Source organism: Providencia vermicola (assembly GCF_010748935.1).
In the GTDB taxonomy this organism is placed as follows: domain Bacteria; phylum Pseudomonadota; class Gammaproteobacteria; order Enterobacterales; family Enterobacteriaceae; genus Providencia; species Providencia zhejiangensis.
This window is the reverse complement of the sequence record NZ_CP048796.1, coordinates 875,204-892,959: the sequence shown is the minus strand read 5'-3', so window position 1 is coordinate 892,959 and position 17,756 is coordinate 875,204. Positions and strand designations below refer to the sequence as shown.

The window sequence follows — 17,756 nt, the reverse complement described above, 5'->3', positions numbered from 1 at the left end:
AAATGATCTTTGACCAAGATAGTTATCTACAGCGCGGTTATAAGACAGGCTGGCATGATTTAATTAATTTTTTATTTATTGAATTTTCATCTGGCGAAACCAATGAAGGTTGTAAAACATTAAGAAAAATAGGACAACAACTTGGTGAGTTACATACTATTGAAAACTCAAATACATTAAGTCAGCTTGAGAAAAACATTAATACTGTTTTAGAGATGTTTAATTGGGGCTTTGTGAAGATGGCCCCCGCAAATAGCGAGTTATTAATTATGCATTGCGCATGGCCTCATGCACCAACATCTGTAAATAAAAAATGGCGAAGAGCTAGTGCTAGCATTTTAGAAGGGCTTTATACTCAGTGGTTAATAACCCAAGGTGGTAATAAATCAGTTCCCGTTTTATGGAATGAAAATGCCACTGAGGATATATTTATTTTTCGTTATGCTTTATTTAAATAAAGAAAAACGCTCATCGTTATGTTTGACATTAAAAAAAACCTATTAGTTAAAAACAAAGCTATTCCATTAAATTCAATTACAAATCAAGCAGTCATGATGCTGCTGATTAATAAATATGGAGAAATAGTTTACGCTAGTGAACTTTTTTTAACGCATAACCACTATACCCATGATGAAATCATGGGATATAAAATAAAAATAAAAACGGACCATTTTATATTAGAAAAGAATAATAGTCATGATATTTTCCGTTATAACGACTTTGAAAAGGAACTGTTTTTTATAAACAAAAACAATAAAAAGCTAGTGTTTATCACGAAACTAATAAAAACAAATATAAAGGGAGATAGCCAATTTAGATATTGCATAACATTCGTTGAAGTGACTAGATTAATAGCGAACAACAATAAATTACTTTTCCAAGTTAATCATGATTCTTTAACAAAGGTACTCAATAGATATGGATTTTATAAAAAAGCAAATGAAAAGATAAAATCAATAAAAAATAACATAGAAAGCTTTTACTTAGCAATTATTGATATTGATGGCTTTAAGCGTGTAAATGATACGTTAGGTCATCAGTACGGTGATTACTTATTAAAGAAAATGGCCACAAATATTAAAAAACTTTTGCCTAGCGACGCCATTTTAGCTCGGCTTGGTGGGGATGAATTTGCATTAATGATTAATAGTCATCAAAATGCCGATTACATCTTTTTAAACCTAGTTAATCGTATGAATTGCTATTCATACCGTTACTTAGCCATAAAGATATCCAATATAAGTATTAGTATCGGTGTTGCTCAATATCCACTACATGGATCCCATTTAAAGGTATTATTGAAAAATGCTGATATTGCTTTATATCAAGCCAAAAAACTAGGAGGCAATCAAACAAAAAGATATCTTTAAACCCGCTATCTAATTATTGCTATTAGAAAGCTAAAAAACTGTGCTCGTTGAGAACCATTTCAACCAGAACAAATTATAATAAATATTTTATTTACTAAGGATTATTTATGTTAAAAGCAGTAATACCTGTTGCGGGTTTAGGTACTCGCATGCTGCCTGCAACAAAAGCAATACCTAAAGAGATGTTACCCCTTGTAGATAAACCTATTATACAGTACATAATAAAAGAATGTTATATGGCCGGTATCAATGAAATTATCTTTGTTACTCATTCATCTAAACATTCCATTGAGAATCATTTTGATACTTGTTTTGAGTTGAAATCATTGTTAGAACAAAAAGGAAAGCAGCAATTATTAAATGAAATCGAGGGCATTTGCCCCAAAAGTATAAAGATAATGCATGTGAGACAAGGCTGTTCAAGTGGCTTAGGACATGCAATATTATGCGCAAAGCCATTGATTGGTGATAACGACTTTATCGTTGTATTGCCCGATGTCATTATTAATGAATATGACTGTAATTATGAATCTGATAATTTACCTGAAATGATTGACCGTTTTTACTCAACAGGCAAAAGTCAGATATTAATTGAGCGAGTCAATATAGAGCATGTGGAAAGTTATGGTATTGTCGATTGTCACCGAAGCGGTGACGAGAGTGACCGCTTTCATGATATCTCCGCAATTATAGAAAAACCAAAAAAAGATAATGCTCCATCAAATCTCGCTATTGTTGGTCGTTATATTTTAAGTAAACATATTTGGCCATTATTAGAAAAAACACCTATTGGGGTAAGTGGTGAGATCCAGTTAACAGATGCGCTTTCAATGTTACTGAAAACACACGCGATTGAAGGTTATCATATAAAAGGACGTTCTCATGATTGTGGTGACAAAATGGGGTATATGAAAGCATTCTTTGAATATAGTCGACAGCATCAAACTTTTGGTTATCAGTTTCATCGTTGGATAAAAGATCATGTGGAAGTTATCTAGTTATATGAATATATTCATACGATAACTCTTTTATGAATCAACTAAATCCAATCAGCAGTCTGATTTTCAATTTAACGTGCGAGTATAGATATTACTTTCTATTTTTTTGATAGTTAATTTAAAAACTATATTTTCATAAAATCAGGATTGGATTTTCATCATAAAAGAATAACTAACTTATTAATAATAGAGTTTATTTTTTCTATTAGTGCAAACTATTGCTAATTATAAGAGATATGTTTTGTTACTAGATAAATAAGCACGCCAATGAGTGAAAATCTTGTTTATTATAAAGTAAATAGACTAGCTTGAGATTTCATAATGAATAAGTTTAGTTATCAGTTAAGTCAACAATAATTCATAAAAGTGGTTATCTCATTGTGTCGTTAAGTTAACAACTTTTCATTTAATGTTATTAATGGACTATTTTAAAAAATTCATAAAATAACAAATCATATTTTATTTTAAATGACAGCAGAGGCAAAAAATGAACATTAGAGATCTTGAATATTTAGATGCATTAGGAAAGTTTCTTAACTTTAAAAAGGCCGCACAATACTGCAATGTTGCTCAACCAACACTAAGTATTCAAATCGGAAAGCTTGAACATTATCTAGGGTGTTTTTTATTAGAAAGAACAACACGTCGAGTTAATTTCACACCATTAGGACTACAAATTTTAGAGCACAGTAAAATTATTTTAAAAGAAATAGAGGAAATTAAAAAAATCGCTCAACAATCAACAAACAATAATGTAAAAATATTCCATGTTGGTATTTCTGATTCATTACCAGAGTATTTTATTTCTTATATTACCGAAGCTGTCTTAAGTAGTGATCCTAGCATCAACTTAAACTTAACTATTGATAAATCTGAAGTACTTTTTTCACAATTGGAATCTATGTCTTTAAATTTACTGATTGTTTCATCAACAAAATGCCCTGATAACTTTATCTCAGCTTCATTGATTAATTTTCCCGTGAGCCATCAAATGGCAATTCTTAAAGCAAATAATGAACAGCCAACAAGCATTCTAGGCTCATACTCGGAAATCAAATCTAAAATTTGTTTTAGAAATGGAGATAAAAATATGGATAATTACTTACACATTGGCAACTTAATCAATGAATCTATAGACGCTTTATCGAAAAAGAATCATATCGCCTAACCCCTTTTATTTAAAAGAAGCGTACTTAATATCGAACATGACATTTCGATATTAAGTACGCTTTAACTGAAAATATTCGAATAATTTTTAACCACACATTAGCAACTTTTTGTTAACCTATTTCGTTATTCTCACTTACCCACTATTCAACAAACAAGCCTATTTGAAATATAGGAAAAGTACTTTTATATCTATTTTATGGGATAAAAGGGAACCTAAGTAGTGTAAAATTTTATCAAAAACTAATGTAATTTTTAAATTTATTAAACAATTAATGAATTTTAACTACATGAATATAAAGATAATTATAAAAATAAAGCTTATTTCATTAAGATAAAAAACACTACAATGATCACATTATTATCATAAATCTTCAGTTTCAACGAAAAGTACCAGTGATTCTTTCTAAAATCTCTTTCCTATCTTCAAAGAACAGGCTTCAATTAAGAAACACAAAATAAACATAAAATTAACATAACTTAGATGCCAGCGAACCTATGTACCCAATTATACGCCGGCGCTCTTTGTGAGATAACGAGGTAGACATGAAACCAGAAGATTTTCGCTCAGATGCCAAACGTCCATTCACTGGCCAAGAATACCTAAAAAGCCTGCAAGATGGCCGCGAGATTTATATTTATGGTGAGCGTGTAAAAGATGTCACCACTCATCCTGCATTTCGTAATTCAGCCGCTTCGATAGGACAGTTATATGATGCACTCCATGATAAAGCAACTCATGACCAGCTTTGCTGGGGAACCGACACCGGAAACGGCGGCTATACCCACAAATTCTTCCGCTTCGCCAAAAGTGCCGATGAATTACGCCAACAACGCGATGCAATTGCCGATTGGTCACGCCAAAGCTATGGATGGATGGGACGCACTCCAGACTATAAGGCGGCATTCGCCAGTTGTTTAGGCGCTAACCCTGAGTATTACGGCCAATTTGCTGACAATGCGCGTCATTGGTACAAACGTATTCAAGAAAGTGGGCTGTATTTTAACCATGCGATCGTTAATCCACCTATCGACCGCCATAAACCCGCCGATGAAGTAAAAGATGTCTACATCAAACTGGAAAAAGAAACTGATGCAGGTATCATCGTCAGCGGCGCAAAAGTGGTCGCGACCAACTCGGCTTTGACTCACTATAACTTTATCGGTTTTGGTTCCGCACAAGTTATGGGAGATAACCCTGATTTTGCATTGATGTTTGTCGCGCCAATGGATGCCGATGGAGTGAAACTCATTTCACGCGCATCCTATGAATTAGTTGCAGGTGCAACAGGCGCACCTTTTGACTACCCATTATCAAGTCGTTTTGATGAAAATGATGCGATATTAGTGATGGATCATGTTCTGATCCCTTGGGAAAACGTCTTAATTTATCGTGATTTCGATCGTGCACGTAATTGGGCTGTACAAGGTGGTTTTGCACGTTTATTCCCATTACAAGCTTGTGTACGTTTAGCTGTCAAACTAGATTTTATCACTGGCTTATTACAAAAAAGCCTTGAATGTACAGGCGTTATCGATTTCCGAGGCGTACAAGCAGACTTAGGTGAAGTGGTTGCATGGCGTAATTTATTCTGGTCACTGACCGATGCAATGACTTCAGAAGCAAAAGCGTGGGAAGGCGGTGCATATTTACCAGATACTCAAGCGATTCAAACGTATCGAGTAATGGCACCAATGGCCTATACAAAAATTAAGAATATCATCGAAAGTAACGTAACGAGTGGTTTGATATATCTACCTTCTAGCGTGAAAGACATGAACAATCCAGAAATTGATAAGTATCTGGCAAAATATGTGCGTGGCTCTAACGGCATGGATCATGTAGAACGTATCAAGATCTTAAAACTCATGTGGGATGCGATTGGTAGTGAGTTCGGTGGACGTCATGAACTGTACGAAATTAACTATGCAGGTAGCCAAGACGAAATTCGTCTGCAATGTCTACGACATGCATATGGTTCAGGTAACATGAAGGCAATGACCGATATGGTTGACCGCTGTCTGTCTGATTACGATCAGCATGGCTGGAAACGCCCACATTTACATAACAACAATGATATTAATCAGTTAGATTCGCTGCTGAAGTAATCGGCAGCAGGAGGTCAATATGTCTTTAGAAAATGAACATCGCCTACGTTTCAGAGATGCGATGGCAAGTCTTGGTGCAGCCGTTAACATTGTCACCACGGATGGTACTGCCGGTTGTTGCGGTATTACGGCAACAGCAGTCTGTTCCGTCACGGACACGCCACCCACTTTGATGGTATGCGTTAACCGCAACAGTGCTATGAATGCGGTCTTTCAAGAAAATGGCCGCCTGTGTGTCAACGTGCTTAACCATGAACAAGAAGAAATGGCTTGCCACTTCGCTGGAATGAAAGGCTCGACGATGGAAGAGCGTTTTGCTTGGAGTGTCTGGGATAGAGGTATTTTGCAGCAACCACTCTTGAAAGATGCTCTAGCGAATCTAGAAGGCGAAATTACCCAAGTGCAAGATATTGGTACACATTCTGTTTACTTGGTTGAGATAAAGCAGATTATTGTAAGAGAAGAAGGTCATGGGTTAATTTACTTCAAGCGTAAATTCCACCCTGTTATGCACCAAGTACTAGCAGTCACTGCATAACCTTTATTACAATAATGAATCAACGAGGCACCGTATAGCACGGTGCCTTTTTTATATGATTCACATTCCCCCTCCTCCCTCTCCCTTACGCATTTAACCATGCCTATGCGAGTTCCTTACCTCTGAATTAATGCTGTCACCCCTCTATCGGTCGGGGATACACGCTAATTCGCAATCAATTCGTCCATTATTCATTGTGCCTAGCTATATTTTTAATATCCCAACAAAAATTATGTAATTATATCGCCTGCCTAAATGTAAATTACCTATGTTTATAATTTTTTATAATCAATATGTTAGTACAAACTCGCCTTTTAATGTTAATGATTAGTTAATTAATTGAATGATAATAATTATTATTTACAATCGCATTACCAATTAACTTTAAATAATAATCGTCATGAATAAACATTCCATGAGGCCTGTTTCTCGACTTCTTAAATTAATTATTGGTGTTAGTCCGTTTATGGCAAGCGGAATGATGGTTGCTTACGCTGAAACCCAAGTCTCAACTCAAGACATAACGCAATTAGGCCCACTAAAAGTTTCAGCAAAATCACAAAAAGAGTTGGATGCCGAGTTCCCTTATTTACAGCTCGGCTCTTCCTCTTATATCGATGGAAAAACAGTTGAAAGATTTCGAGGGAATTCCTCCGCTGATTTCTTACGTGGCGTCAGTGGGGTGCATCTAGGTGATATTCGTAACGGTGGCGCCCTTGATGTTAATATTCGGGGTCTACAAGGTCAAAGCCGCGTGCCTATTATTGTTGATGGAACACAACAATCAATCGATGTTTATCGAGGCTATGCGGGTGTACAGCAGCGGAGTTATTTAGACCCCGATTTGATTAGTCAAGTTAGCATCGACAAAGGCCCTACGCTTGCCACTGATGGGGCTGGCGCTATTGGTGGAGCAGTGCGTGTAACCACATTACAACCCGCTGACGTGATCCCTAAAGGCGAAACGTTTGGTGTTCGTTTAAGAGGTGGGATGGCAAATAATACCGTTTCAGAACGCTCAGGGTTTTATACAAAAATCAAAGATAGCGACGATGCAAATCAATGGCCGAATATGAACAGTCGATTCGGCAGTGTAGCGATGGCAACTGACCAAGATCGCTACCAACTCCTTGCAGCTTACGCTTATCGTAAACAGGGTAACTACTTTGCTGGTAAGCATGGTGCTGATCGCTACGAAAAAGCACATTATTCGACAACTGGCGGCACAGGAATGACGACAGCCGCAGTGATCGAAGCGTTTCCTGCTGGTAAAGAGGTACTTGATACACATAGCCGAAGTGAGTCTTGGCTGCTCAAAGGGATGGGGGAGCTAACTGAAAATCAAAAACTGGAGCTGATTTATCGCCGTTATGACGCAAGTTGGGGGGAAATTATGCCTTCAATGATTATGGCCCCGAACAGCAAAGGTGAATCAACACAGTTTGTTCCTAGTAAAATAACCATTGATGCTTTATCGGCAAAACACAATTTTAACCCTGATAATGACTGGCTCAACCTCACATCGGAGTTTTGGTATACGCGCTCAGTGAGCCGTATGTACAATGCCAACATCGGTAATGTTCCTGTGTTTGATTTATCAACAGAACAGCTACCTGATCCACAAAATGAAGAGTACAAACAAGGCTTATTATCGGATATTCGAGCTGATCGCTATGGCGTTAACTTAACCAATCGCTCTACGTTTGAAAGCCGTTTTGGTGAATTTAATTTAACCCTTGGCGGTTCTTTTCAACATGAAGATACAGGACCTAACTCCCCTATTTTAAAAGAAAATTTGCAGAAAAACCGTTTCTTACGTAGCGGCGTTCGCAAAGAGTACAGTCTTTCCAGTTCGTTGGAATATAAACCCGTAAACTGGCTAACACTTCAAGTTGGTGGTCGCTATACCGAATATAATGTGCGAGATAGAAATAGTACCGCTTACGCGGCAAAATCACGTACTCAAGAATATACGTTTGCCCGCCTGAAAAAGAATGGGGAATTTTTCCAAAAATGGCCCGAAAGTTGGTATATGGAATGGTGGCCTGATGAACAAGGTCATTACACCTTGGACTCATTAAAAAATACACCTTATGCCAATAGTACCCTAGGCGATAAATATGATTTCGATGACTTTGAGCGCGATCCTCGTCCACCAGAGCAAGCTATCTTGAAAAAAGAAGTCACAACCGAATACGCTTATACCAAACCAATGGAACGTCATGGACGCGACTTTAGCCCACAAGTCGGTATTGCATTTCATTTAGATGACACTAGCCAGTTATATGTGAAATATAGCGAGGCCGTTAAAAATCCAAGTATTTTTGAATCAACTCTTGGCAATTGGACTTCTGTTCCTGCGGCTGATTTAAAACCCGAAAAAAATAAAGTTTTGGAGATCGGGGCTTCCACCGTCCAACATTCAATGCTAACAAGTGATGATAAGATGGCTGCGAAAGTTGCTTGGTTTAAAAGTGATTTGCACAATATGATCACGCGTGGTTACCATCCAAATAATTCATCATGGCTTATTGAAAACGTCGACCTGTATAAAACTTCAGGGATCGAATATCACCTCTCTTACGATCAGGGTCGCTTCTATGCGGATGTCTCTGGAAACTACTACTTAGAAGCAAAGACTTGTGACGCCACAACCGCGAGTCGTATTCGTGGTTATGCCTATGGTGACCCAAACACACCTAATTGCGTCAATGGTGGCTTTGGTACTTCATTAGTTAATTTGACTAATCCCCCCAAATACACGATTAACACTACACTTGGCGTAAGATTATTAGAGGAGCGTAACTTAGATATTGGCGTGCGCCGTATTTATAATAGTGGACCAACGCATAAATTGAACCAGAATTGGCATACAGTGGGTATGACAGGAACACAATTAATTTATTTGTCGACAGTCACCTACGATGCCTATGCGAACTATCAGTTTAATCCAAATGCAGAACGGTAACTAACTTAACCAACGAATATTATGTTGATCCAATGGCATTGAGTTTAATGCCTGCTCCTGGACGAACCTTCACGGTAGATTTTACTTATCGATTTTAATGTCCCTCTCCTGCCTTTATAGGCAGGAGAGTTTTAAGCCTGACTTAAGCGGCTTCTTCTGTTTTCAATCGTTGCATATAACGGTAATGTGAAAAGGTAACCAGCAATGCGACAAAAGCGATACCAGCCCCCAACATAAAGCCGCCTGAATACCCTATTGCAGCGGTCAATCCCACGAGCATCATTGAACTCGCTAATTCACCAATATCACGAGTGCTTTGCACTGCGGTCATATCTGTGCCTGCTTGATGGTAACGTGATGCAAACTGCATGCCTGCGGTCATAATAGCAACAGAGGTAATACCTGCTGACAAGGAACCAAGAACGATACATGTCGCCACTAACCCCATCATCACACCATTCACTGATTGCACCATCCAAAGTAAAGAGGATAGCAGTGCAAACAGTAAACCGAATGAAAAGGCCCGCCAAACACCTATCTTACCAATCAGCCATGCGCCACCGCCGCATCCTAATATCAAGGTTACCATTCCACCAGCCATCCCCATTTTGCCGATCTCCGCTAAAGACCAGCCTGCATCATTGAGGAATAGTTTAGCCAATCCAAACCCTGAAACAGCAGTGACAGCGGATAACAGTGTTAATAATAATAATCGAGGAGCACCACGCCGTTTAAAGGTGTTTAACAGACTTGCTTTTTCAGCGACAACGCTTGTCTGTGTTTTTTTCAGTGGGCATACCACAATAAACAATAAGCTCAATAATGGTACGCACGCCAAAATTGCCAATGACATATGTTGGCCTAAAGAGTCGCTCATCATCATCAAGCCTGCGCCGCCAATAAAAAAGCCAGCCATCACCCCCGCTATCTGTATCGCATTAATTTTAGATAGCATTGCGCTATTGACTTGCTCTGCCGCCATTCCATCTGTGGCAATATCTTGGGTTGCACTCGCTAAAGAGGAAAGACAAAGTAATGCTACACACGCGATAGCATTTTCCACAGAAAACCCAATCACACTGAGTGAAAACATGCTCACAGTGACCACCACTTGCATTGGAATGATCCAACTTTTACGACGTCCTAATGTCTTTCCCCAATGGTTATCAACAAAAGGTGCCCAGAGGAATTTAATCACCCAAGGTAGTCCAACTAAGGGTAAAAAAGCTAATACACTCAGCTCACTGCCATCATGGCGTAAAAATGTCGGCAACGCATCCATTGCAACGCCCATTGGAATGCCTTGTGCAAGATATAATAACCCTAAGGTCACGACTAACTGTTTATTCTGTAATAGATCTTTCATATCCACTCCGATCACTTTTTTGTGGTGCGGACAATTTCGCAACACATACAAGTGCTAATAACAAAAATACGCCACAAAACAGCAAGATAAAATTAATTCGAGTCAAGTAGGCCGGCTGTTGCCATAGGGAACAAGCTAACGCGATGAAAAATAGCAGAGCAGATAATGAGGCAATCAGAATCAACATCTGACGTCTATGCTTAACCACCATACACATGACCCAAATGGCGCCCCAAAATAGAAAAAATACACGCATTGGCAATGAGAATGACAAGGACATCACGACAAGTAATCCGCTCGTTGACAACAACAATCCGCCACAACATCCCACTATTACCCCTGAAATAGGTGAATCTGAGTGCCGCCAGCACCACATTGCCAACCCACTTGCGACCAATACACAGCCGCTAAAGCCAGCAATAAAATGTAAAACGCTCAACACCATGTCGAGTTTCGGTAGCCATTGATATTGACCATAATGCAGTGGCTGGATACTGATAAAAGCACGAGTCCAAAATGCCTGCTCAGAAGAGTCTCGAATGCCCGTTAGCTGCCCTTTATGCAAATCGAAACGGTATTGTTCAAAATTCGCACTACTGGGTTGCCCTGCCCGCACGCCCCCCACAATCAACACGTTATCGCGGCGCATTAATATTTGAGGTGTGAATGATGGATAGGATTGTTCAAGCAATGTGAGAACTTGCTCGGGTTGGTAGCGGCCTTGTGTAGGCGGCTGGCTGGCTATCTCTCGAAAATCCCCCATCAATTGTTGCATCACTAATTGAGGATGATCAGGATTGACACTGCTTGCCAGCCCAACGGTACCTAAAGCGCCTACCCCTGATAATGCTCCCGTGACAGCAAACAGAATTAGCCATGGGTAACACCATAACCCCAACCCATTATGGAGATCATGGATCAATAAACGTAAATTTCGCCGACGCGGTATCTGCATCATGGAAGCTAGCTTACGTCGGTTAATAATAAAGCCACTGATTAAGAGTACTGCTAGTGCAAAACCAAATAGGCTGATAAAAATGCGTCCGGGGAAATCCATAAAGAGGCTCTTATGCAAAGTTACCAACCACATTGCGGGTGTATTTTGCACTAAAGGCTGGCCAGATATTGCGCTATAGCTGTTATCACATTGCCCTATTCCAAGGCAAAACGTGATCGTCGGATTAGCAGGTTGAGGTAGCTGCACTAATGTTGAGTCAGGCTGTCGTGCTAATAATTGCGATAATGGTAAGTGCTCGCCCGAAAGCGGGGCTTTATTCCACCAAAGACGCAAGGCGTCGCTGCCTAAGCTCCAAGTACCACTCAACATGATCACAAATAAAAAAACACCTAAAAATGCCCCCGCACTACGATGCAAATTAGACATCCGGCGTATAAGAGGTACCGTCATAATCCCCCCTGCCAAAACAGTATTAACAATGGAATTGGCCACCATCCATAACTGCGCAACAACATTTGCTGCCACCCTTGGGCCGTTAAACTGTAGACAAACATGACTATAGTGATAAAAACCGAAAGGAAAACAGCACCATAAAGGCGGTTTAATGGATCAACGGAAGGGTATAGCTGGGCTAATGATAGGGAGAGCACGACTCCCCCAATCAAAGTACCAATGACTGCGATGACACTGACTAATTTCATTAAAAATCAGCCTTTACCGTCAACATCACATTGCGAGGGTCGCCATAACGGTTATTCCATTGCGGTGAGAACAACCCGGAATAGTAGCGACGATCAAATATGTTATTTAGGTTAACGGCTGCTGTCCACGTTTCATCAATTTGATAACCTAAACGTGCATTAAACAGCGCATAGCCCCCTTGGCGTAAGGTGACATTGCCGTTGGTCGTGCTATAGGCACTTTGTGCTTGCATACCACCACCAACGCTCCATTTACGCTCATCCCAAGGAAGGTCATAATTTGTCCAAACCCGTAGCATATGACGTGGGGTTAAGGTGTTATAAGCATTCCCTTTATTTTGGCTATCATCACGATACTTGGTATCGGTGTAAGTATAACCAACAGAGACATCCCAAAATGGGGTAATGTAGCCAACACCTTCCAATTCAAAACCCTGACTACGAACCTTTCCACCGCTGATAAAGTAGTTATCGAAACCACCAGTTGGATGATCCGGATCTATTTGAGGGTTATTTTTAATATCTATTTGATACACCGCACCAGATAAGTTTACGCTGCCATTAAGCAACCCCGCCTTAATCCCTGTTTCCAACGTTTGCCCTTCCACAGGCTTAAGCATTTTGCCACTCCACGTTTTCGCCGTTTGTGGCTGGTACACGGTTGAATAACTGCTATACCAAGACCAATCTTTTGCAAAATCCCAAATCACACCACCGTATGGCGTGATACGGCCATTTTCCGTGAATTTAGCGCTTGGTGATTTCAGTTCCCACCAACTATCACGCGCACCAATAATCACCGTTACAGGCTCCACAACCTTAATTCTGCCCATCCCATATACGCCTTTTTGGGTCGTCTTGGTTGCTCCGGGTGAACTGTATTGGCCTATTTTAGGCTTAGGCACACTATGGGGATCCCAACGATAAACATTCACCGGAACATTCAGTGCAGGGTCAAACTCAGCGCTATACTGTTTTTCACTCGCATGAGAATAATTCACGCCCATGATCACATCATGTTTTTGCCCCCAACCTTCAACCTTGCCATTTAAGCTTGTATCTAGGCTGATTTGTTCGTTGCGGAATTTATACGCGCCTCCCATTAGCATGGCTCCATCCCCTGTTTCAGGGTCGATATTTCCCCATGCCCCCGCATAAATAAGCCTTGCATTAACGTGCTGATATTCGGTATTGAGCTTATACTGCCAATCATCGTTGATTTGGTGTTCAATGGCGGCAAAAGTACGGGTGGTATCCCATTTAAAACGATCCCAATCCACATCAAGATAGGTTTTACGAGGTAGATGTAAATCGCTGCCATCTTTCCCCATCGGCACACCTGCCATATTGGTTACTGAATCGATTGTTTGATATTGTGCTCCTACCCGCAGCAACGTGTCCGGCGTTAGGTCGGCATCAACAGTGGCATACATTAAACGCGTCTTCTGATCGGAAACATCATAGAAGAAATCTTTATCTTCCCATGCCATAACAAAGCGTCCGCGAACACTCCCCGACTCATTAAGCAAGCCACCTACATCGGCCTCACCCCGATAACGATTCCAACTCCCGGCCGTTAAGCTGAGTTTTGCCATGTCCTCTTTTGGCGCATGCTTACGCACCATATTGACTGTCGCAGCAGGGTTGCCCATACCGTGAAGCAACCCATTGGAGCCACGTAAAATCTCAACACGCTCATAGACCGCCATATCCTGTGGAGAGCTGGCCATATTACCGAGCAATGCCGGAACACCATCAATTTCAAAAGAGTCAATCTGGAAGCCGCGCACATAATAAGCGGTAGTCAACTTCACATAAGGGGCACTTGTCACCCCTGTCGCCCTTTGCATAACGTCATCAAGCGTTTGTAAGTTTTGTTTTTCGATTTGTTCACGATCAATCACACTGACCGATTGCGCCACTTCTCTTGGCTTTAAGGCTATTTTTCCTAATGTAGTGACACCCGGCTCAACATAGTCATCATCAACACTCGATAGGGTAGTGACTTGCATAACATCATGTTTAGATTGAGAGCTTTCTTCTGCCCCGACTGAAAAGGCCCACGGTGCAGTTGCCAAAAACAATGCACAGGGCGCTAATTTGAGCCCTGATAAGCGCTGAGAGTGATGAACAGACAACATTTTCTACCCTAAAAAAGTTAAATGATAATTGTTATCAATTTAGCAATTTATGGGATTGGTTACTTTCGAATGCCGGATTTTGTCTATCGCTATCCGGCAACAACTAACGTTTTTTGAGTTGATTTGGCGAGAGACCAAAACGCTTACGAAATGCAACAGAGAAATGGGCTGGGGTATAACCAACCTGATAGGCGATGGTCGAAATGTTGGCGTCATGCACCGTTAACAATTGATACGCGGTATCTAAACGATACTCCTGTAACCAACCATAAATACTATTACCAAATAACTGGCGGAAGCCTTGGGTCAACTTACGCGTATTCATGCCAACACGCTTAGCTAATACATCCAAACTTGGAGGGGATTCTAACTCTTGCATCAAAATAGCTTTTGCCATGTGTAGATTATCAATCTCACGTTGGCGTAATTTTGGGGCTGTTTGTACTGGTTCATGTAAAAAATGATGTAAACACAGTGCAGTAATTTCAGTTACCTTGGCACCTAAATAAAGTTGGTGTAACGAAGGATGGGTTGGACAAGTAAATAACTGCTGCGTCATCGCTAATACACTCGCAGGGATCGCGAAATGGCGTAGTTGAGCTTTATGAGAGGGATAGCAGCTATCAGGCAAAACTAATTGATGCTGTTCAAGCCACTCAGGTGAAATATCAATCATTGTATATTTCATTGGTTGGCAGGCGCGAAACAGGTTGCATAACTGATAGCTTTTCTGGCTGCCAGAGAGTATCAATGAGGGTGAATTCACTTCGACATTATGTCCAGAGCTGCTACGACAACCCATTGCGCCTTGATGTATGGCCACTAACTTCAGGCCTGCCTGTTGTTCTTCATCAATCCCAAGATCATGCGGGATCACAAACTCACCACGACTGATCCTGATAAAAGTACCAATCGAGTAATCTTCACGATGGGAATGAGCTTGATTAAGTTTGTCTTCAGAACACTGCTGCATGATCTTTTTCGAAACAAAGGCTATGTGCCTGCTATCTTGTCAAAGAAACAAGAAAATAACAATCATTATCATTTGCAATTTGTGCATTAAAACCTATTTGATACTGAATAGCTTAGCGTAATGTTTTGGATTAAGACGCAAAAAAAGAAATAATGTTATTAATATCATTAAGATATGTGCGCCCCATACCCAAGCGAAACTTTGGCTGATTTCATGTAGCCATGCGGCAAAGAAAGGACCAAAGGCCGCAATAATAAATCCACCAGCTTGCATCAGAGAGGTTAACGCGCCAGCGCTTGCAGGATGAGGCAAATGATCAAGAGACGTAATAATACTTAGTGCAAAACACCCACCCAGCCCTATACCGATTAAACAAACCCATAAAAAAGGCACTGAATGAGGAAATACCACTAAACCAGCAAAACCAATTGCTTGGCTACATAGCGTTACCACCAACCAAAATCGACGATCAATATTATGGGAAGCTAAAACAGGGATTAACAAAGCCGATAATGCTTGAAATACACTCAATAAAGCGACAAGTGAACCACTTTTTGCACTACTCATACCTTGTTCAATAAAAAAGGGGGCTAACCATGTTACGACTGAACCATATCCCGCATTAACAAGACCAAAACCAACCATAAGCAACCATGCTCTTGGTTTTGTTAAAAACTGCAAAACTGACCCTTTTCCAGCATGTTGATGAGAAGCTGAAGAGCGTATATTGGCAATAATGGCGAATAAAGCAAATAAAGCGGGTAATGCCATCCATGCTAAAGCGGCTTGCCAATGACCAGACTCATGAGTGCAAGATGGTATCGCTTCATGACATGAGAAATTAGCAATAAGGGGAGTTAATTGTGCACCTATTGCTCCCCCTGCCATCAACATCGCCGAATAAAGCCCTGTCATTGCGGCCATTTTTTGTGGAAAACGTAATTTAATTAATCCAGGAAAAACGGCTTGAATATAAGCGGCTCCGACACCACAAATAAAAGCCGTTATGAGCAATTGCGCACTGTCAGCAACAAATAAGCGGCATAAGGAACCGATGAACAACAATAACATTGCCAGACTAATACCTAAGCGCTCTCCCAGCCTTTGGTTAAGCGCAGGAACAATTAAGGCTCCTATTCCCATTAATAGCATAGGCAATAAGGTGAGTAATGAAATACCTTGATAAGTCATCCCCGTCGTTTGCATAATGCCATCAATCAGTGGGCCGGGGCCGGTCATAAACGGCCTTAAATTAATCCCGACCAATACGATTGTCAGTACTAAACCCAGCGATGCTGTTTGACGTTCACTCATTAATGTTGTTGTTCCCGCCAAAAAGTATAAAGTGCTGATTGCGTTTCATTTTCTGGCTTTAATTGTACAAAAGTCAGTCCGCTTTGCTGTTGTGGCTCCACTCTAAGTGCCTGTGCAATTGCTTCTGTTGATAAGCCAAATGGCTCTGCATCTTGATTTGAATAAGCGTAAATAATTCGTGAAATCCCTGCCATACGCATTGCCGCTAAACACATTGGGCATGGTTGTCCGCTCGCATAGACCACACAATCCTCTAATCGAGTGCGCTGAAGGATCTCCCCTGCTTGTCTTAAAGCCATTAGCTCTGCATGCGCTGTGGGATCACACAATTCAAGCATCTGATTAACCCCTGTTGCAATGACTTTACCATCACAAACAATCACGGCTCCGAAGGGACGGCCACCCGTTTTAACATTTTCTTTAGCCAGTGAAATTGCTTGTCGCAAAAACTGTTTATCTAACATTACTTAGCTCCTGAATTTTCAAGAATTTCAACTAGATTGTCATAACCCTTTTGCTTGGCCAACGCTAACGGAGATTTTCCTGAAGCGTCCGCTAAATTGACATCGGCGCCACCCTTGATCAATTGAGTCACAATAGCCGCATATTTTTCACTACCATCACCCAGTATGATTGCCTCTATCAGAGCCGTCCAGCCTAATCTGTTTACATGATTAACGTCGACTCCCGCATCAATTAAAGTTTGTACCGTTTTTACATGCCCGCGCTCTGCGGCAGGAATTAATGCTGTTCCACCATAGCGGTTAGTGCTTTTCAAATCCGCGCCATGGGCTAGGGTCATTTCTAAAATTTCCTGTAATCCCCTAGCCCCTGCATATAAATAAGGGGAATCTTGTATTGCATCGCGTGCATTCACATTGGCACCTTGTTCAATTAAAAATTGAGCCACCTCGATTTGATTAGCATGTGTTGCCGCCATTAAGGGAGTACGCAAACGTAAGTCTCGTTGCTCAATATCTGCTCCTTGTTGAATAGCTTGGGTAACCGCCGGCAAATCCCCTTTTTCAGCCAAAGCGACTAGAGATGATGAATTTGCCTGTGCAAATGATTTAACAATAAATATCAATGATATACTAAGAATAACTAACATATAGCCTAGCCATTTGGCTGGCAAAAATAGTGTTTTCATTGT

General features: G+C 40.6%; 15 protein-coding genes. 7 read left to right on the top strand and 8 right to left on the bottom strand.

The window, feature by feature from the left end; translation table 11 throughout:
• The first annotated feature begins 2 nt into the window (after nucleotides 1-2).
• From bcsD to G3341_RS03810, 7 genes are all read left to right on the top strand, one after another.
• On the top strand, nucleotides 3-458 hold the full coding sequence (gene bcsD / locus G3341_RS03840) for a cellulose biosynthesis protein BcsD (RefSeq protein ID WP_154622188.1): 456 nt from the start codon (nucleotides 3-5) through the stop codon (nucleotides 456-458).
• A gap of 18 nt (nucleotides 459-476) precedes the next feature.
• Nucleotides 477-1,370, top strand: a complete 894-nt coding sequence (locus G3341_RS03835) for a GGDEF domain-containing protein (protein WP_163860733.1) — start codon at nucleotides 477-479, stop codon at nucleotides 1,368-1,370.
• 107 nt (nucleotides 1,371-1,477) lie between these two features.
• Nucleotides 1,478-2,368, top strand: coding sequence for a UTP--glucose-1-phosphate uridylyltransferase GalU (gene galU / locus G3341_RS03830; RefSeq protein ID WP_163860732.1), 891 nt, complete (start codon nucleotides 1,478-1,480; stop codon nucleotides 2,366-2,368).
• Nucleotides 2,369-2,855: 487 nt separating this feature from the next.
• Nucleotides 2,856-3,536, top strand: coding sequence for a LysR family transcriptional regulator (locus G3341_RS03825; protein ID WP_154635622.1), 681 nt, complete (start codon nucleotides 2,856-2,858; stop codon nucleotides 3,534-3,536).
• A 545-nt stretch (nucleotides 3,537-4,081) separates the two neighbouring features.
• Nucleotides 4,082-5,644: a 4-hydroxyphenylacetate 3-monooxygenase, oxygenase component gene (gene hpaB, locus G3341_RS03820; RefSeq protein ID WP_154622657.1), complete on the top strand. Its 1,563-nt coding sequence runs from the start codon at nucleotides 4,082-4,084 to the stop codon at nucleotides 5,642-5,644.
• Between the two features lie 19 nt (nucleotides 5,645-5,663).
• Nucleotides 5,664-6,182 (top strand): 4-hydroxyphenylacetate 3-monooxygenase, reductase component, encoded by a 519-nt coding sequence (hpaC, locus tag G3341_RS03815; protein ID WP_154622656.1) that lies wholly within the window; start codon nucleotides 5,664-5,666, stop codon nucleotides 6,180-6,182.
• Nucleotides 6,183-6,582: 400 nt separating this feature from the next.
• A complete protein-coding gene (locus G3341_RS03810; RefSeq protein ID WP_244316474.1) occupies nucleotides 6,583-9,150 on the top strand; it encodes a TonB-dependent receptor domain-containing protein in 2,568 nt (855 codons plus the stop codon).
• Nucleotides 9,151-9,292: 142 nt separating this feature from the next.
• Here the strand turns inward: G3341_RS03810 and G3341_RS03805 are convergent, their stop codons facing one another.
• The 8 genes from G3341_RS03805 to G3341_RS03770 all read right to left on the bottom strand — a co-directional run bounded on the left by G3341_RS03805 (nucleotide 9,293) and on the right by G3341_RS03770 (nucleotide 17,753).
• Nucleotides 9,293-10,516: a RhtX/FptX family siderophore transporter gene (locus G3341_RS03805; RefSeq protein WP_163860731.1), complete on the bottom strand. Its 1,224-nt coding sequence runs from the start codon at nucleotides 10,514-10,516 to the stop codon at nucleotides 9,293-9,295.
• A complete protein-coding gene (locus tag G3341_RS03800) occupies nucleotides 10,494-11,924 on the bottom strand; it encodes a PepSY-associated TM helix domain-containing protein (RefSeq protein ID WP_154622653.1) in 1,431 nt (476 codons plus the stop codon). The genes G3341_RS03805 and G3341_RS03800 overlap by 23 nt, the downstream gene beginning before the upstream one ends.
• Nucleotides 11,921-12,175, bottom strand: a complete 255-nt coding sequence (locus G3341_RS03795) for a hypothetical protein (RefSeq protein WP_163860730.1) — start codon at nucleotides 12,173-12,175, stop codon at nucleotides 11,921-11,923. The genes G3341_RS03800 and G3341_RS03795 overlap by 4 nt, the downstream gene beginning before the upstream one ends.
• Entirely contained in the window at nucleotides 12,175-14,316 is a 2,142-nt protein-coding gene (locus G3341_RS03790; protein WP_154622651.1) for a TonB-dependent siderophore receptor, read from the bottom strand. The genes G3341_RS03795 and G3341_RS03790 overlap by 1 nt, the downstream gene beginning before the upstream one ends.
• A gap of 103 nt (nucleotides 14,317-14,419) precedes the next feature.
• Nucleotides 14,420-15,289, bottom strand: a complete 870-nt coding sequence (locus G3341_RS03785) for a helix-turn-helix domain-containing protein (protein WP_163860729.1) — start codon at nucleotides 15,287-15,289, stop codon at nucleotides 14,420-14,422.
• A gap of 93 nt (nucleotides 15,290-15,382) precedes the next feature.
• Nucleotides 15,383-16,603, bottom strand: a complete 1,221-nt coding sequence (locus G3341_RS03780; protein WP_154622649.1) for a cyanate transporter — start codon at nucleotides 16,601-16,603, stop codon at nucleotides 15,383-15,385.
• Complete coding sequence (locus G3341_RS03775; protein ID WP_154622648.1) at nucleotides 16,603-17,067, bottom strand: nucleoside deaminase; 465 nt, start codon at nucleotides 17,065-17,067, stop codon at nucleotides 16,603-16,605. Before G3341_RS03775 ends, G3341_RS03780 begins: the two co-directional genes overlap by 1 nt.
• A complete protein-coding gene (locus G3341_RS03770; protein ID WP_154622647.1) occupies nucleotides 17,067-17,753 on the bottom strand; it encodes an ankyrin repeat domain-containing protein in 687 nt (228 codons plus the stop codon). Before G3341_RS03770 ends, G3341_RS03775 begins: the two co-directional genes overlap by 1 nt.
• Between the last annotated feature and the right edge of the window lie 3 nt (nucleotides 17,754-17,756).

Coding starts and splice junctions, on each gene's coding strand:
- hpaC (WP_154622656.1), top strand. CDS start 5,664: ATGTCTTTAGAAAATGAACATCGCCTACGTTTCAGAGATGCGATGGCA.
- G3341_RS03770 (WP_154622647.1), bottom strand. CDS start 17,753: ATGAAAACACTATTTTTGCCAGCCAAATGGCTAGGCTATATGTTAGTT.
- G3341_RS03785 (WP_163860729.1), bottom strand. CDS start 15,289: ATGCAGCAGTGTTCTGAAGACAAACTTAATCAAGCTCATTCCCATCGT.
- G3341_RS03795 (WP_163860730.1), bottom strand. CDS start 12,175: ATGAAATTAGTCAGTGTCATCGCAGTCATTGGTACTTTGATTGGGGGA.
- G3341_RS03775 (WP_154622648.1), bottom strand. CDS start 17,067: ATGTTAGATAAACAGTTTTTGCGACAAGCAATTTCACTGGCTAAAGAA.
- G3341_RS03835 (WP_163860733.1), top strand. CDS start 477: ATGTTTGACATTAAAAAAAACCTATTAGTTAAAAACAAAGCTATTCCA.
- galU (WP_163860732.1), top strand. CDS start 1,478: ATGTTAAAAGCAGTAATACCTGTTGCGGGTTTAGGTACTCGCATGCTG.
- G3341_RS03810 (WP_244316474.1), top strand. CDS start 6,583: ATGAATAAACATTCCATGAGGCCTGTTTCTCGACTTCTTAAATTAATT.
- bcsD (WP_154622188.1), top strand. CDS start 3: ATGATCTTTGACCAAGATAGTTATCTACAGCGCGGTTATAAGACAGGC.
- G3341_RS03790 (WP_154622651.1), bottom strand. CDS start 14,316: ATGTTGTCTGTTCATCACTCTCAGCGCTTATCAGGGCTCAAATTAGCG.
- hpaB (WP_154622657.1), top strand. CDS start 4,082: ATGAAACCAGAAGATTTTCGCTCAGATGCCAAACGTCCATTCACTGGC.
- G3341_RS03825 (WP_154635622.1), top strand. CDS start 2,856: ATGAACATTAGAGATCTTGAATATTTAGATGCATTAGGAAAGTTTCTT.
- G3341_RS03780 (WP_154622649.1), bottom strand. CDS start 16,603: ATGAGTGAACGTCAAACAGCATCGCTGGGTTTAGTACTGACAATCGTA.
- G3341_RS03800 (WP_154622653.1), bottom strand. CDS start 11,924: ATGACGGTACCTCTTATACGCCGGATGTCTAATTTGCATCGTAGTGCG.
- G3341_RS03805 (WP_163860731.1), bottom strand. CDS start 10,516: ATGAAAGATCTATTACAGAATAAACAGTTAGTCGTGACCTTAGGGTTA.